The sequence below is a fragment of the Amycolatopsis decaplanina DSM 44594 genome (assembly GCF_000342005.1).
Taxonomy (GTDB): domain Bacteria; phylum Actinomycetota; class Actinomycetes; order Mycobacteriales; family Pseudonocardiaceae; genus Amycolatopsis; species Amycolatopsis decaplanina.
The window spans coordinates 56,458-70,697 of record NZ_AOHO01000047.1; the positions used below are offsets into that span (position 1 = coordinate 56,458).

At 67.8% G+C, this 14,240-nt stretch carries 20 protein-coding genes; 9 read left to right on the forward strand and 11 right to left on the reverse strand.

The genetic code is table 11. The features are described from left to right. Nucleotides 1–19: 19 nt before the first annotated feature. Nucleotides 20–1,210, reverse strand: coding sequence for a cytochrome P450 (locus tag H074_RS11670; protein ID WP_007030236.1), 1,191 nt, complete (start codon nt 1,208–1,210; stop codon nt 20–22). Nucleotides 1,211–1,316: 106 nt separating this feature from the next. Here H074_RS11670 and H074_RS11675 point away from each other — a divergent pair, with 106 nt between their 5' ends. Beyond that, the gene (locus H074_RS11675) at nt 1,317–2,393 is read left to right on the forward strand and encodes a TetR/AcrR family transcriptional regulator (protein WP_007030237.1); all 1,077 of its coding nucleotides are present in this window, start codon (nt 1,317–1,319) and stop codon (nt 2,391–2,393) included. A 10-nt stretch (nt 2,394–2,403) separates the two neighbouring features. Here the strand turns inward: H074_RS11675 and H074_RS11680 are convergent, their stop codons facing one another. Further along, nucleotides 2,404–2,928 carry a GNAT family N-acetyltransferase gene (locus H074_RS11680; RefSeq protein WP_007030238.1) on the reverse strand — a complete coding sequence of 175 codons (525 nt, stop codon included), beginning with the start codon at nt 2,926–2,928 and terminating at the stop codon, nt 2,404–2,406. 78 nt (nt 2,929–3,006) lie between these two features. Here H074_RS11680 and H074_RS11685 point away from each other — a divergent pair, with 78 nt between their 5' ends. From H074_RS11685 to H074_RS11695, 3 genes are all read left to right on the forward strand, one after another. Next, the gene (locus H074_RS11685) at nt 3,007–3,375 is read left to right on the forward strand and encodes a winged helix-turn-helix transcriptional regulator (RefSeq protein ID WP_007030239.1); all 369 of its coding nucleotides are present in this window, start codon (nt 3,007–3,009) and stop codon (nt 3,373–3,375) included. Between the two features lie 86 nt (nt 3,376–3,461). After that, the gene (locus H074_RS11690) at nt 3,462–4,058 is read left to right on the forward strand and encodes a TetR/AcrR family transcriptional regulator (protein WP_007030240.1); all 597 of its coding nucleotides are present in this window, start codon (nt 3,462–3,464) and stop codon (nt 4,056–4,058) included. A 33-nt stretch (nt 4,059–4,091) separates the two neighbouring features. After that, complete coding sequence (locus tag H074_RS11695) at nt 4,092–4,862, forward strand: SDR family NAD(P)-dependent oxidoreductase (RefSeq protein WP_007030241.1); 771 nt, start codon at nt 4,092–4,094, stop codon at nt 4,860–4,862. 3 nt (nt 4,863–4,865) lie between these two features. On the opposite strand, the gene H074_RS11700 is transcribed toward H074_RS11695, so the two are convergent. The 6 genes from H074_RS11700 to H074_RS11725 are packed head-to-tail and all read right to left on the reverse strand — an operon-like array spanning nt 4,866 to nt 9,478. After that, nucleotides 4,866–6,656, reverse strand: coding sequence for a thiamine pyrophosphate-requiring protein (locus H074_RS11700; RefSeq protein ID WP_007030242.1), 1,791 nt, complete (start codon nt 6,654–6,656; stop codon nt 4,866–4,868). Between the two features lie 29 nt (nt 6,657–6,685). Beyond that, entirely contained in the window at nt 6,686–7,189 is a 504-nt protein-coding gene (locus tag H074_RS11705) for a hypothetical protein (protein WP_007030243.1), read from the reverse strand. 12 nt (nt 7,190–7,201) lie between these two features. Next, nucleotides 7,202–8,497: an NAD(P)/FAD-dependent oxidoreductase gene (locus H074_RS11710; protein ID WP_007030244.1), complete on the reverse strand. Its 1,296-nt coding sequence runs from the start codon at nt 8,495–8,497 to the stop codon at nt 7,202–7,204. A 2-nt stretch (nt 8,498–8,499) separates the two neighbouring features. Continuing rightward, entirely contained in the window at nt 8,500–8,766 is a 267-nt protein-coding gene (locus tag H074_RS11715) for a DUF4235 domain-containing protein (protein ID WP_007030245.1), read from the reverse strand. Continuing rightward, nucleotides 8,763–9,068 (reverse strand): DUF3618 domain-containing protein, encoded by a 306-nt coding sequence (locus H074_RS11720; protein ID WP_007030246.1) that lies wholly within the window; start codon nt 9,066–9,068, stop codon nt 8,763–8,765. The genes H074_RS11715 and H074_RS11720 overlap by 4 nt, the downstream gene beginning before the upstream one ends. Next, on the reverse strand, nt 9,065–9,478 hold the full coding sequence (locus H074_RS11725) for a phage holin family protein (protein ID WP_007030247.1): 414 nt from the start codon (nt 9,476–9,478) through the stop codon (nt 9,065–9,067). Before H074_RS11725 ends, H074_RS11720 begins: the two co-directional genes overlap by 4 nt. Before the next feature lie 136 nt (nt 9,479–9,614). Between H074_RS11725 and H074_RS11730 the strand changes: the two genes are divergently transcribed. The 3 genes from H074_RS11730 (at nt 9,615) to H074_RS11740 (ending at nt 10,997) form a co-directional block, all read left to right on the forward strand. After that, a complete protein-coding gene (locus H074_RS11730) occupies nt 9,615–10,076 on the forward strand; it encodes an SRPBCC family protein (protein ID WP_007030248.1) in 462 nt (153 codons plus the stop codon). Between the two features lie 97 nt (nt 10,077–10,173). Continuing rightward, nucleotides 10,174–10,638 carry a hypothetical protein gene (locus H074_RS11735; RefSeq protein WP_007030249.1) on the forward strand — a complete coding sequence of 155 codons (465 nt, stop codon included), beginning with the start codon at nt 10,174–10,176 and terminating at the stop codon, nt 10,636–10,638. Nucleotides 10,639–10,667: 29 nt separating this feature from the next. Further along, the gene (locus tag H074_RS11740) at nt 10,668–10,997 is read left to right on the forward strand and encodes a DUF3140 domain-containing protein (protein ID WP_007030250.1); all 330 of its coding nucleotides are present in this window, start codon (nt 10,668–10,670) and stop codon (nt 10,995–10,997) included. Between the two features lie 225 nt (nt 10,998–11,222). Here the strand turns inward: H074_RS11740 and H074_RS11745 are convergent, their stop codons facing one another. The 3 genes from H074_RS11745 to H074_RS11755 form a co-directional block, all read right to left on the reverse strand. Continuing rightward, nucleotides 11,223–12,011 (reverse strand): SigB/SigF/SigG family RNA polymerase sigma factor, encoded by a 789-nt coding sequence (locus H074_RS11745; protein WP_007030251.1) that lies wholly within the window; start codon nt 12,009–12,011, stop codon nt 11,223–11,225. Continuing rightward, the gene (locus H074_RS11750) at nt 12,008–12,460 is read right to left on the reverse strand and encodes an ATP-binding protein (RefSeq protein WP_007030252.1); all 453 of its coding nucleotides are present in this window, start codon (nt 12,458–12,460) and stop codon (nt 12,008–12,010) included. The genes H074_RS11745 and H074_RS11750 overlap by 4 nt, the downstream gene beginning before the upstream one ends. Before the next feature lie 64 nt (nt 12,461–12,524). Then, nucleotides 12,525–12,857, reverse strand: coding sequence for a hypothetical protein (locus tag H074_RS11755; RefSeq protein ID WP_007030253.1), 333 nt, complete (start codon nt 12,855–12,857; stop codon nt 12,525–12,527). Between the two features lie 110 nt (nt 12,858–12,967). On the opposite strand from H074_RS11755, the gene H074_RS11760 reads away from it, so the two are divergent. Continuing rightward, nucleotides 12,968–13,930 carry a TIGR03557 family F420-dependent LLM class oxidoreductase gene (locus H074_RS11760; protein WP_007030254.1) on the forward strand — a complete coding sequence of 321 codons (963 nt, stop codon included), beginning with the start codon at nt 12,968–12,970 and terminating at the stop codon, nt 13,928–13,930. Between the two features lie 118 nt (nt 13,931–14,048). After that, nucleotides 14,049–14,240, forward strand: a complete 192-nt coding sequence (locus H074_RS11765) for a hypothetical protein (protein ID WP_007030255.1) — start codon at nt 14,049–14,051, stop codon at nt 14,238–14,240.

Genomic DNA, 14,240 nt, shown 5'->3' on the forward strand with positions numbered 1-14,240 from the left:
CACGCTATTAGAACGTGTTTCAGTTTGCAACCGTGGCGTGCAGGGTGACCGGCAGTGCGTTCAGCCGCCAGGTGCCCGGGTCCGGGATCCGCAACAGGCCGTCGGCGAGCGCGAGATCGGGGAACCTCCGCAGTAGCGCGGTGAGCGCGACCTCGACCTGAACCCTGGCCAGCGAAGCACCGAGGCAGAAATGCGGCCCGTGAGCGAAGGCCAGATGCCACGCCGGCCCCGCCGCGCGCCGGATGTCGAAGACGTCCGGGTCTCCGAATGCCCTCGGGTCCCGGTTCGCCGCGGCGATCGCGACGGTAACAGGTTCTCCTTCGGGGATGAGGACGTCGCCGATCCGGACGTCCGTGGTGGCGAACCGGGGGAGCGTCAGCAACTGCGGGCTCTGCCATCGCATCACTTCCTCGACCGCTCCGGGCATGAGTGCCGGGTTCTCGCGAAGCTCGGCCAGCTGTCCGGGGTGGGAGAGCAGGATTTCGACGGCGTTGGCGATGAGGTTGCCGGGCACCTGACCGCCCAGTACGAGTTGCCAGACGAGGGCGACCAGTTCGGTTTCGCTGAGCCTGTCGTCGTCTTCGGCCTGGATCTGGAGCAGTTGCGAGACGACGTCCTCGCCCGCGTGGAGTTTCCGGTCCGCGATGGCGGCGAGCGCGCCCTCGACGATCCCCGGGACCGCCTTCGCGAGCCCTGGCCCGTCGCCGGCCGAGACCAGGCCGCCGTATTCGCGCCACCGCGGGCGGTCGGCTTCGGGGATGCCGACCAGTGCGCAGATCACGTCCACCGGCAGCGGGCGCGCGAACGCGGTGACCAGGTCGATCCGGTCTTCTCCGGCGAGGTCGTCGAGGAGGTCGTCCACGAGCCGCTCGATCCCCGGGCGGAGCGCGGCGGCTTTGCGCGGGGTGAACGCGGGGGCGACGAGCCGTCGGAGCCGGAGGTGTTCCGGGCCCTCGACCTCCTGCATCGTCCGCATGTACGGGCGGCAGTGGTCGGGGATGTCCATCCGCTGATAGCTGTTCTCGCTCAGGGCGAAACGCGGGTCGCTCAGCATTTTCCGTGCCTCTTCGTGGCGCAGGATCGCCCACATCGAAAACCCCGGCGCGGCGAGCTTGGCGATCGGGGAGCGCTCGCGGACCGGGCCGTAGGCGGTGAACGGGTCGCGCAGGACCTCGGGGTCGGTCAGGAGGATCTCGGGAACGTCGGACAAGGCAGCTCTCCAGTTCGGATGTTCAAATCAGATGTTCTCGTCATCTGAATGGTCAAGGTATCTTGTTCCGTGTCCGAGAGCAATCGTGCTGGCTGACGGGAGGCCGATGGTCCGGCTGAGCAGGGCGGAGACGCAGGAGCGCAATCGCGCGAAGGTGCTGGCCGCCGCGCGCGACGAGTTCGCGGAACAGGGCTTCCGGGACGCCAAGATCGACGTCATCGCCGAACGGGCGGAGCTCACCCGCGGCGCGGTCTACTCGAACTTCCCGGGGAAACGCGCGCTGTACTTCGCCGTCCTGGCCGAGCTGGCGGAACGGTCCGCCGGAGCGCCGCACGCCGTGCCCGGTGAGACGCTCCAAGGTGCGCTGGGCGCGCTGGCCAGGTCGAGAGTGGCGGCGCTTCCGCTGGACGACGACCAGGCGGGCCTCGCGCGCGACCTGATGCCGGAAGTGCTCGCGGACGAGCGGATCCGGCGCCCGTTCGCTCAGCTGGTGAAGCTCAACGGACTGCTGCTCGGGCTCGCGCTGGAGCGGCTCGACCCGCCGGAGCGTCCGGCGGGAGCGCCGATCCCGCGTCGTGTCCGGCTCGCGGAGACCGTGCTGACCACACTGCACGGCGCCGGCCAGCTGGCGGCCGCCGCGCCGGGGCTTGTCGAACCCTTCGACGTCGTGAGCGCCTGCGAACGGCTGGCGGGGCTGGCCTTCAACGACTGGTGGGCGCCGCCGGTGATCGCGCCCGCGGCGCAGGCCGCCGACCGGCCGTGGTCACCGCCCGGGACCGTCGACCTCGTGCGCTCCGAACCTTTCGTGCCCGCCGACGGCGTGGTCGTCGTACTGGGAACCCATCGGCTGGCCGCCGCGGAAGAGGCCGTCCGGGCATCCGGCCGCGATGTCACCGTCGTCGTCGTGACCAGTGAGCCCGACGAGCTGGTGCCGCTGACCCGGCTGACCGTCGCGGAACTGTGCGGCGGTCTGCGGCAGGCCTTCCCGGAAACATCCTGGCCGGGAGTGCGCGTGGTGTGCGACGTGACCGGGACGCTGGCGGCGGCCGCCGGGGTGCTCGCGGTCAGCGACGAGACCGAGGCCGCGATACGGGTCGAACAAGGCCGGATCGTCGCCACTGCGGACGGTCGCGGCGCGGGGCACGCCGTCTCGGGCGAAGTGTCCCGCGTGGACAGCGCCTAGGGCAGTACACCTAGACGATGTCCGTGTGCCGGATCCGGTACACCTGCAGGCGAAGCCCGTAGTACTTGTCGGTTTCCCCGACCCACATCATCCCGAGTCGTTTCGCTGTCGCGATGGCGCGCACGTTGTTCGGCCGCGCGACGGCGAAGAGCTCGTCCGTGTCCTGGGTGAACGCCCAGCCGATCAGCGCGCGGGCGGCTTCGGAGGCGTACCCCTCGCCCCACGCGTCCGGATGGAGCTGCCAGCTGATCTCCAGGTCCTCTTTGTACGGTGGCAGCAGATGGATGCCCAGTCCGCCGATGACCACGCCGTCCTCCTTGCGCTGCACCGCCCATCTTCCGCGCGGCGGCACGAGATCCGACTGCGCCTGTTGCCAGGCCTGAAGAACCGAACGCATGGCCGCGGCGTCGGTCACCCGGTCCATCGCCGGGGTGAGCCAGCGGGTCACATCGGCGATGCCGTAGATCGCCAACGCGGCTTCGGCGTCGTCCTCGGACCAATCACGGACGACGAGCCTTTCGGTGGTCAAGTCCATGACAGAACGTTACGCGCACAGGTGGGGTCATGGGGTGTCCGGATCATGACAACTCGGCAACCCGCGTACCTTGGCTTCATGCGCGCCGACGCCTCGACGACCCCTGAACAGGCCTGCCCGATCGCCCCGGTGGTCGACCTCGTCTTCAGCCGCTGGACCACACCGATCCTTTGGGTGCTCAACGAATTCGGCAGGCAGCGGTTCGTCGAACTCGAGCGGCGCATCGGCTCGATCACGCCGAAGGTGCTGACGCAACGGCTGCGGCAACTGGAACGCGACGGTCTGCTCATCCGGACCTATCACGCCGAGGTACCGCCCCGGGTCGAGTACGAGATCAGCGACCTGGGCCGGAGCCTGGCGCCGCTGTTCGCCACCCTCGCGGACTGGTCGACGGCGAATCTGCCGAAGGTGGAAGAGGCCCGATCGGCTTACGACTCCGCTTCCTGAGCGTTCTTCCTGCTCGCAAGTAGGTGACTACTTGCGGCGGGGTTGCTTTCTTGACCGATCGGTCCAGATGTGGTTGAGTTTCTCTCGTGTCCAGGGTGAAGGAATTCGACGTCGACGCGGCCTGTGAAGCCGCGCTGGAGCTGTTCTGGCGGCAGGGGTATGAGGCCACCTCGGTCAGTGACCTGGTCGCCGAGCTCGGCATCGGCAAGGCGAGTCTCTACGCGACGTTCGGTACCAAGCACGAGCTGTACCTGACGGCGTTGAATCGCTACGTCGCCCGGGGTAACGAGCGGTTCGTCGAAGACTTCACCGGGCCGGGACCCGCGCTCGAAGGGGTGCGGCGGCTCATCGACCGCTATCTCGCCGAAATACTCGGCGAATCGGGACATAAAGGCTGTTTCGTGGTCAACGCCGCCATGGAGATGATGCCGAGGGATCCCGAGGTCGCGCGGGTGGTCGAGCGCAGCTGGGACGCGCTCGAGCTGGCTGTGCGGATGGCGTTGAGCCGGGCGAAGGCGCAGGGCGAACTCGACGAGGCCGCCGACCCGGAAGAGCTGGCCGGCTTCCTGCTCGCCGTCCTGCAAGGGATGCGGGTGCTGGGCAAGGGGCCCGATCCCGCGGCGCGGGTCAAGGCGACGGCGAGGCAGGCCGTCGCGGTTCTCGAAGCCGCTCGCAGACACTGATAATGGAACGATCGGACTAGAAAGTTGGCTACTGTGTCTACTGCGGGGAAGCGATTCAGCGGCAAGGTCGTCCTGGTCACCGGGGGAGGTTCCGGGATAGGCCGCGCCACGGCGGCGGCTTTCGCGCGCGAAGGCGCTCAGGTCGTCGTGTCCGGGCGTGACGGCGAGAAACTACGTCAGACGGTGAAGGAGATCGAGGCCGACGGCGGAACGGCCGACGCGGTGACCGCCGACGTGAGTGCCGGTCCCGAAGTCGAGCGTCTCGTCGCCGAGACCGTACGGCGGCACGGCAAACTCGACATCGCGTTCAACAACGCCGGTGTGCTCGGCAGTCCCGCGCCGACAGCGGATCTCGACGAAGACGGCTTCGACGCCGTCGTGCGGACGAATCTCACGGGCACCTGGCTGTCGATGAAGCACGAGATCGCCCAGATGCGGCAGGGCGGCGGGGGAGTCATCGTCAACATGTCGTCCAACCTCGGCTCGCACAGCCGCCTGCCGGGAATGGCCGCCTACGCCGCTTCGAAGGCCGCCGTGGACGTGCTGACCCGGACCGCCGCCCGTGATCACATCGCCGAGGGGATCCGGATCAACGCGGTCAGCCCCGGCGCCACCGACACCGGCATGTCGTTCCGGCCCGGCGAGACCGAGGCCGACCGTGCCGAGCGGCTCGGCGCGGTCATCCCGCTCGGCCGGATCGGCGCGGTCGAGGAGATCGCCGCGGCGGTCCTCTGGCTGGCCTCCGACGAGTCCGCGTACGTCGTGGGACACGACATCGTCCTCGATGGCGGTGCGAGCGCCTGAGCTTCAGCGACGTGAGGGCAGCAGTTCCTGCATCTTCGTCTTGATCCCCTGCGTCACCAGGTGCCAGGCGTCGGGCTCGCCCTTGAGGACGGCTTCGGTCATGGCCTTCACCTGTTCGAAGGTGGCGTGCGGCGGAATCGGGGGCACCTCGGGATCGCAGCGGACGTCGAGCACGGTCGGCACGTCGGCCGACAGCGCGACGTCCCACGCCTCACCGAGCCGGGCGGGATCGTCGACGGCGATCCCGCCGAGGCCGATCTCGAGGGCGAAGTCCGCATAAGACACTTCCGGCAGGGTCTGCGACGGTTCGAACTTCGGCGCGCCGCCCATGGCGCGCAGTTCCCAGGTGACCTGGTTCAGATCACCGTTGTGGAACACGCAGATGACGCACCGCCGGTCCGCCCACAGTTCGCGGTACCGGGCGATGGTCAGCAGTTCCGCCATCCCGTTCATCTGCATCGCGCCGTCTCCGACCAGCGCGATCACCGGCCGGTCGGGATGGGCGAACTTCGCGCCGATCGCGTAAGGGACGCCGGAGCCCATCGTCGCCAGCGTGCCGGAGAGCGTGCCCCGCATCCGGCCGCGCATCCGGAGATTCCTGGCGTACCAGTTGGTCGCCGAACCGGAGTCGGCGGTGACGATGGCGTCCTCGGGGATCCGTTCCGACAGTTCGTGCACGATCCGCATCGGGTTGACCGGTTCCGCGTCCAGCATCGCCTGGCGGGTCACCGTCTCCTGCCACTCGCCGACGTTCTTCTCGATCCGCTCCCGCCAGCCGCGTCCCGTTTTTCCTTCCAGCAACGGGATCAGCTGTTGCAAGGTGCCCTTCGCGTCGCCGAGCAGATTGACCTCGGTCGGATATCGCAGCCCGAGGAACCGGGGATCGATGTCGATCTGGACGGCACGCGCCTGGCCGAACTCCGGCAGGAACTGCGCGTAAGGCATGTTCGAGCCGACGATCAGGAGCGTGTCGCAGTCCCGCATCATCTCGTACGTCGGCCGCGTGCCGAGCAGGCCGATGGAGCCGGTGACGTACGACAGGTCGTCGGGCAGGACATCCTTGCCCAGCAACGCTTTCGCCACGCCGGCACCGGTCAGCTCGGCGACCTCGCGCAACTCGGTGACGGCGTTGCGCGCGCCCTGCCCGACCAGGATCGCGACCTTCTCACCCGCGTTCAGCACCTCGGCCGCGCGGGCGACCTCCTCCGCGGGCGGGATGACGCTGGCCCGCGGGTGATCAGGAGGGGACGACGGCACGTGCTTGAATTCGTGCCGCGGCGGCTGGTAGGGCTCCTCCTGCAGATCCGCCGGGATGATCAGTGCCGTGGGGGCGCGCTGGGCGATGGCCGTGCGGAGGGCACGGTCGAGCGCGTTCGGCAGTTGTTCGGGCACGTTCACCTCGACGAGATACTCGCTCGCGACGTCCTTGAACAGCGCCTGCAGGTCCACCTCCTGCTGGTAACTGCCGCCCATCGCGCTGCGTGCCGTCTGCCCGACGATCGCCACCACCGGCACGTGGTCGAGTTTGGCGTCGTAGAGGCCGTTGAGCAGATGGATCGCCCCCGGGCCCGACGTCGCCATGCAGACACCCGGCCGTCCGCTCAGTTTCGCGTAACCGACGGCCGCGAACGCCGCCATCTCCTCGTGACGCGTCTGCACGAAACGAGGCTTGTTCCCCGCCGCGCCGAACGCGGTCACCAGCCCGTTGATCCCGTCCCCGGGATAGGCGAAGACCTGCTCCACTTCCCATTCGCGCAGCCTGGTCAGAACATGGTCCGCAACGGTTTCGCTCATGGGCGCCGGATACCGCCCCCGCCTGGCGGCTAAACGTCCTCGAGGATCTTGGTGATCCCGGCGACGACGTCCGGATGCCCGAGCGGGAGCGGCGGAGGGACCCGGTTGTACGGTGCGCCGGTGCTGTGGGGGAGTACGTCCACCGCGGTCCCGGCGGAGCGTACGCGGTCGGCCAGTTCGGAGGACTCGTCCGGCACCGGGTCGATCAGCAGGACATGGGACGCGGCGCCGGGATGGCGTTCGGCCAGCCGCAGCGCGTGCGCGGCCGAGTCGCCGGCGGCCACGACGTCGACCGGCGGGCCGCCGGGTTCAGCGTCACCGAGTAGGTCTTCGGCCTGACTGAGGGCGCCGTCGACCGGCAGCCTGCACCAGATGACCTGACGCCGGGCCGCGAGTGGCCGCCATGTGGCCGGGAGCTCACCATGCTTGCCCTCGCCCGCGGGGTCGAGGACCAGCAGCTTCGCCCCTTCGTCACCGCCATCGGTGACGACCGAGGGGCCTTCGGCGCGGACGGGATCGGATTCGGCGGTCATGGACATCCCTCCTCAGCAGTTCGTGCGGGGCAGTTCCGGCGAATCGGTGTCCAGTGGCACCGACGCGGCCCGAACTAGTCCTAATTGGACGGTATGGCGCTTCGTCACCGCTTCGAGCGCCCAGTCGGTGGCGGTGCGCAGCCGGTTGCCCGGCATGGCCAGCAAATGGTATCCGCGGGTGACCGCCTTGGCGGCGAACCCGGAAAGCGGGATGTGCAAGGGGTTCGCCGCGGCCTGGTGGGCGCCGAGGTCGACGACGAAGCCGAGATCATGATGCCGGTAGGTACTGTGCGAACCGTGTCCGAGGGACGCCGCCACGTTCAGCCCGGCGAGTTTGCCCTGCCGTTCGGCGTGCTGCGCCGTCATCGGCGTGTATTCGCCGGGCCTGGTCAGGTCCGGGACCGCCGCCGCGTCCCCGCACGCGTAGACGTCGCGCCGTCCGGGAACGTTCAGTTGCGCTGTCACGACGAGCCTTCCCTTGGCCGTCTTCATGCCCAGGTCCTCGATCAGTGGGTCCGGCCGGACCCCGACGCACCACACCAGGGTGCGGGTCGGCACGGATTCACCGGAGGTCAGCGTGACCCCCTTTTCGCCGGCGTTGTCGATCGACGTCTTCATCAGCACCTCGACGCCCCGTTCCCGCAGGACCTCGTCCGCGGTGGCCCCGAGCCGCCGGTCGAGTTCCGGCAGGACACGATCGGCCACGTCCAGCAGCAGCCACCGGATCTTCTGGCCCTTCAGCTCGGGATGCCGGGAGGCGAGCGCGGCGGTGAACGCCGGGCCCTGCGCGGCGACCTCCGTGCCGGTGTAACCGGCGCCGACCACGACGAACGTGCAGCGCGCGTCGCGTTCGGCCGGATCCTCCTCGGAGGCGGCGAGTTCTATCTGCCGGGTGACGTGGTCCCGAAGGTAGAGGGCCTCCGGCAGACCTCGGAAACCGTGCGCGTACTCGGACACGCCGGGGATCGGCAGGAGCTTGTTCACGCTGCCGACGGCGAGCACGAGGCGGTCGTAGCCGATGCTGTGCTCGCGGTCCTCCGGGTCGGTGTAGCGCACGCTTCGGCCATCGAAGTCGACCGACGTCGCGGTGCCGAGCACCAGGCGCACCCCGCGCAGAGTGCCGGGGATGGACACCGAAATCCGCCGTGGCTCGAGGATTCCCGCGGCGACTTCGGGCAGCAAGGGGAGATAAAGGAAGTAGTCGGTCGGGTTCAGCACGACGATCTCGGTGTCGCTCCCGGCCGATTTGAGCAGGGCCTTGGCCGCGTTGTATCCCGCGAACCCGCCTCCGATGATCACGACGCGCATCGTCAGTCCTCCGTGGGCCAGTCGCCGGTAGCCTTGCGGTAGCCGACCGCGCCCGCCCGTTCGGTGGCCGCTTTCACCGCCCCGAAGATCGCGCCCTGCGCGGCGGCCGCGACGATCACCTGGGTCCAGGTGAAGTCCCGGTCCGTGGCGTTCGGCGCGTCTTCTTCGCCGCTCACGCGTTTCCAGATCTGCTTGAACGCGATCCCGGCGAGCACACCGCCCGCGGCGCTCACGACCATGTTCAGCGGTTTGTAGAGAACCTTGTTCACGACGAAGACCTCTTTCGCATGATGAGCCGGATCGTCACGAGCAGCGCGAGGACACCGGCGAAGATCGGCACGGGGTTCGCACGGACGACCTCGGTGCCCTGACGGAACTTCTCCGCCGCGGGCTCGGAAACCTTCTCGGAGATCTTGGCGCCGGCCTGATCGACCTTGGCGTCGAGGTTGTCGTTGATCCTCGCCTTGACGTCCATCTTCTTGCCCAGCGCGTCCAAGGTCTCGGTGAGTTCCTCGCGAGTCACGTCACGATCGGCGCGGGCTTCTTCGGCGTTCTTGGGGAAATCGGTCATGAGCGCACTCCTTGCTTGACGGTGTCGACATCCTCGCGGACACCTTCGATGGCCTCCTCCGGCACCGGCGGGCTCGCGCTCGAGACCTCCTTCTTGCCGACGATGGCCGAAAGGCCGCCGATCAGCAGCAGGGCCGCACCCGTCACCACGGCAGCCAGCCACGCGGGCATCACCAGAGCGAGTGCCAGTACGGCCGCGGCGATCAAGGTCGCCAGGCCGAACAGCGCCATAATGCCCGCGGCGCCGAACAACCCGGCGCCGAGGCCCATTTTCTTTCCTTTGTTCTGCAACTCGAACACGGCCAGCCGCATCTCGTCGCGGACCAGGTGTTTCACCTCGTCGCTGAGATCGGAAACCAGTTCGCCGACCGACTTTTCCTCGGGCGGCTTCCGGTGGGTCTCTTTGATCATGGGGCACCTCCTCGGAGCGTTCTGCCCGCCGGGTACCCGGCGACCCGGCCGGTCAATCACAGCGTGTTTCGCCCCGCTGAGCGCCGGGTAGCCGTGGAGTGCCGGCTCGAAAAGCACCCAACCGACAGGAGGATGCATGAGCACGATCACCGAAATGGTGGACGTCGAAGTCCCGGTGCAAACCGCGTACAACCAGTGGACTCAGTTCGAGAGCTTCCCGCAATTCATGGAAGGTGTCGAGGAGATCCGTCAGATCGACGCGACCCACACCCACTGGGTGACCAAATTCGGTGGGGTGAGCCGGGAATTCGACGCGACCATCACCGAACAACATCCCGACGAACGTGTGGCGTGGACGTCGGACTCCGGCCCCGACCACGCCGGTGTCATCACCTTCCACCGCTTGGATGACAACAAGACCCGTGTCACCGCGCAGATGGACATCGACCCGGAAGGCTTCGCCGAGAACGTCGCCGACAAACTCGGCGTGCTCGACCGCCGGGTCAAGGGCGACATGAAGCGGTTCAAGGAGTTCATCGAGAGCCGCGGTCACGAATCCGGCGCGTGGCGCGGTGACGTGGACCGCCCCGGCAGCTGACCGGCACTCCGGACCTCCCCCTGGAAGACGGCGTTTTCCTGGGGGAGGTCCTGGGTATTTCCTGGGGTGAGGTCCATTACGAAGGGAGCGTTCCGGCATGACTACCAACGCATACGTGGCCTTCCTCGTCATCGGGGTGGCACTGGTCATGCTCGACGGTCTGATCATCTACCAGAGCGGGAAGCGCTACCTGCGAGGTTCCCACGGCGATCCGGCCGCGGGCGCGTCCATGACGTGGCTCGTCACGGTGCTGTTCCATCTCGCGACGCTGGGCGTCTTGGCGCTGCTGTCGACCGTCGACATCGGGGGCAGCGACCTTCCTGGTGTGGTGGGCAGGCTGGGTGTTCTGCTGCTGGTTCTGGCCATCGCCCACGCGATCACGCTCAGCGTGCTTTCACGGATTCGTGGTGAGCAGGAGGCCGAAGCGGTCATCAACCGGCCCAGGCAGCGTGTCGAGCCCGAGCAACAGGGCACGACCGTGACGCCGGTGCCCGGACAGGAAGGCCGTTACCCGGCCGCGAGCCCGTCCATCGAGCAGCAGGCGCCGTACACGACGCCTTAGGAAGTCGAGTGCTGGCAGGAGGGTTCGCCGTGCACGAGATCGATGACGAACTGTGGGACGAGTTCCATCGCGTCGTCAACATGACGTCGCGGGAACTGGCCGACTGGCTGCGCACGCGGTCGGCCGACGACGAGGACGAAGCATTGCCGGACCAGGCGGGTACGCCGACCGGGCGGCATGTGCTGGGCATCCTCGGCAAGCGCAGGACCGACCTCACCGCCGAGGACGAGCGGGTGATGCGCTCGGTCGTGCGGCGGGTCGAGGACCAGCGGCGTGACGACCTCGAACCGGTCGCGGGCGAGGCGCATTGGCGGCACAAGCTGATGTCGATGGGACATGATCCGCTGAAACCCGTGTGACCATTGATATTTGAAGGCTCCCTTCATTGCGTCCGACGCAGTGAAGGGAGCCTTCAAGTACTGGTAGGTGGAGGACAGACGGTCGCGGGTGCTCGTGAGTGGTAAAGAGGGTTAGAACGCTCTTTACCACTCACGACCCCCACGCGAAGCCAGCCACTCGCGCCGCCAACCCCACCTCGCTACATTTGCCCTACCCCTCGATAACCGTCCTCACCACTCACGAGGCTACTCCGAGAGCTTCCCGCGCAGCTGGTCCAGAGTCTGCGACAGGAGCCGCGAAACGTGCATCTGCGAGATGCCGATCCGTTCCGCGATCTGCGTCTGGGTGTAGCCGCCGAAGAACCGCATCACCAGGATCGCGCGTTCCCGCTTCGGAAGTTCCCGCAGCAGCGGTTGCAGCGCCTCGTGGTTCTCCACCAAGGTCATCTCGTGGTCCTCCTCGCCGATCGTGTCGGCGAGAGAGAGGGCCTCGGTGGCGTTGTCGTGGACCGGTTTGTCGACCGACAACGTCTGGTACGCCTGGCCGGCGAGCAGCCCTTCGCGCACGTCGTTGACCTCGAGCCCGAGGTGTTCGGCGAGTTCGGTCGGGGTCGGCGCGCGGCCCAGTCGCTGGGACAGCGCGGCCGTGCCCTGGCTCAGCGAGACGTGGAGTTCCTTGAGCCGCCTCGGTACCCGGACGGACCAGCCGGTGTCCCGGAAGTGCCGCCGCACCTCGCCCATGATCGTGGGTACGGCGAACGAGAGGAAGTCGTGCCCACGGCCGGGGTCGAACCGGTCGACCGCGTTGATCAAGCCGATCCGTGCCACCTGCACCAGATCTTCGCGGGGCTCGCCCCGGCCGGAGAACCGGGTGGCGATGTGCTCGGCGAGCGGCAGGAGTTCGGTGACGAGCCGGGCGCGCAGGTCCCGGCGGCGCCGGGAGTCCTCCGGCAGGGAGGACATCTCCTCGAACAGGGGTTCGCAATGGGCGTAGTCGTCCGCCTGCCGGGTGAGTGTTTTGCGCTCGTCACTCACCCGTCGCTCGTTCCCGGGGCCAGGACGAGGTCGATCGTCGTCGTGCCCCCTGTTTCGCCGGGAATCGGTTCGCACCGTGCCTTCACCGAGTGGGTCAACGTCGTCAAGACGTGCCAGCCGAACGTCGTCTCGCTCGGCAGATAGGGCCTGCTCGTCCGCGTCGAGATCGAGACGGCGATTCCTTCCGGTATCTCGTGAAAGACACAACAAAGAACGGCTCCCAGTTCTGCTGGCTGGACAAGTTGGGAACAGGCTTCGTCAACGGCCATCTTCGCGTCTGAAATGGCGTCCAAGCCGAAGTCCGCACGGGCCACCACGCCGTGGGCGAGCGTGCGGACGAGAGGGATCTGCTCCGCCTCGGCGGGAAGACGAAGCTCGACCCGGTCGGACAGACCGTCCGACTGGAATCGGGTTTGCGGGGTCAGGCCGCCCCGCCCGTGTGCATCCATTACGAAACCCATCCGTCCGTGGCCGTGGGGGAAACGCGGCGGGAATCCGCCGCGGGACGCGTGATCAACGGCCGAGGGCGCGCTGAAGCTCCTTTTTGGACATCTTCGACCTGCCCTTGACGTTGCGCTGCTTCGCTTCGTTGTAGAGCTGGTCCTTGGTCGGGCCGTTCGGGCCCAGTCGGTTCCCGGACCGCTTGCCACCCCGCCGCTGCGGTGACATGTCCTGGAGGGAAGTGCGGCTCGCCTCGCGGGATTCGCCCGCCTGCGCGCGGTTCTTGTTGACGGTGCGTGCGGCGATCTCCTTGGCGCGGCCGGTGCTCGCGCCCCGGTCCTTCGCCGAATCCTTGATGTGCTCGTACTGACGTTCTCGTTTGTCACTCCAAGCCTGCTGCGGCATCGCGGCTCCTTTCTTCCCCGGGTCAGGTACCCCGTTCGGTTCACCGGATAAACGTCTGGTTGATCCCGGAGACGGGCGGGTACGCGGAGGTCGGACGGAAGGAGGCTTCTATGCGCATCGGCTACACACTCATGACCGAACAGGCCGGACCGAAGGACCTGGTGGGATACGCCGCGGGGGCCGAGAAGGCGGGATTCGACTTCGAGGTGATGAGCGACCACTATTCGCCCTGGCTGGACGAGCAGGGGCATTCGCCGTACGCGTGGAGCGTGCTGGGAGCGGTCACCCAGAGCACCGAACGGGTTGAACTGATGACCTTCGTGACATGTCCGACGATGCGCTATCACCCGGCGGTGGTGGCACAGAAGGCGGCGACCGTTCAGGCGCTGTCGGACGGCCGGTTCACCCTCGGGCTCGGCGCGGGGGAGAACCTCAACGAACACGTCGTCGGACGCGGCTGGCCGCCGGCGAACGTCCGGCACGAAATGCTCGCCGAAGCGGTCCAGATCATCGGAGGGCTGTTCGACGGCGGTTACTTCAACTACAAGGGCGACCACTTCCGGGTGGACTCGGCGAAACTCTGGGACCTGCCGGAGCACCGTGTCCCGATCGCGGTCGCGGTGTCCGGGTCGCAGTCGGTCACCCGGTTCGCGCCGATCGCCGACGCGATGATCGCGGTGGAGCCGGACGAGGCGCTGAGCCGGGAGTGGGACGCCACCAAACTCGGCCCGCCCGCCAGGAAGATCGCCCAGTTGCCGGTGTCCTGGGGCGAGGATCGCGACGCCGCTGTCCAGCGGGCACACGAGCAGTTCCGCTGGTTCGGCGGCGGCTGGAAGGTCAACGCCGAACTGCCGGGGCCCGCGGGGTTCGCCGGAGCCACCCAGTTCGTCAAACCGGAGGACGTCGCCGCGGCCATCCCGTGCGGCCCCGACGTCGATCAGATCGTGAAGCAGGTGGGCGAATTCGAGGCGGCCGGGTTCACGGATCTCGCCTTGATCCAGATCGGTGGCGATCAGCAGGAGGGCTTCCTTCGCTTCGCCGAAGACACGCTGCTCCCGGCGCTGCGGAGCTGATTCACACGGACGGAGTAAGACGCCTGTGTCTCTGCGCACCCGAACAGGAACACCTGTGTTCAAACCCGCGAGCGCGGGTACCAAAGCGACACGTCGTTCTTCACCCAAGGGGGAACCGATGCACAACGAACTCGGACTTCATCCGGTGCCCGACCTGCTGCCGGAAGGGCAGGACACGCCGGAGCAGGAGGAAATCCGTCGTAAGGCGGCCCTCGCCGTGGCTTCACGGGCGACGAGCGCCGAAGACTGCGCGACCCTGCTGGACATGCTAGGCCTGCACCGCGGCGGCCGTAGCTCCGAAGTGGCTTGA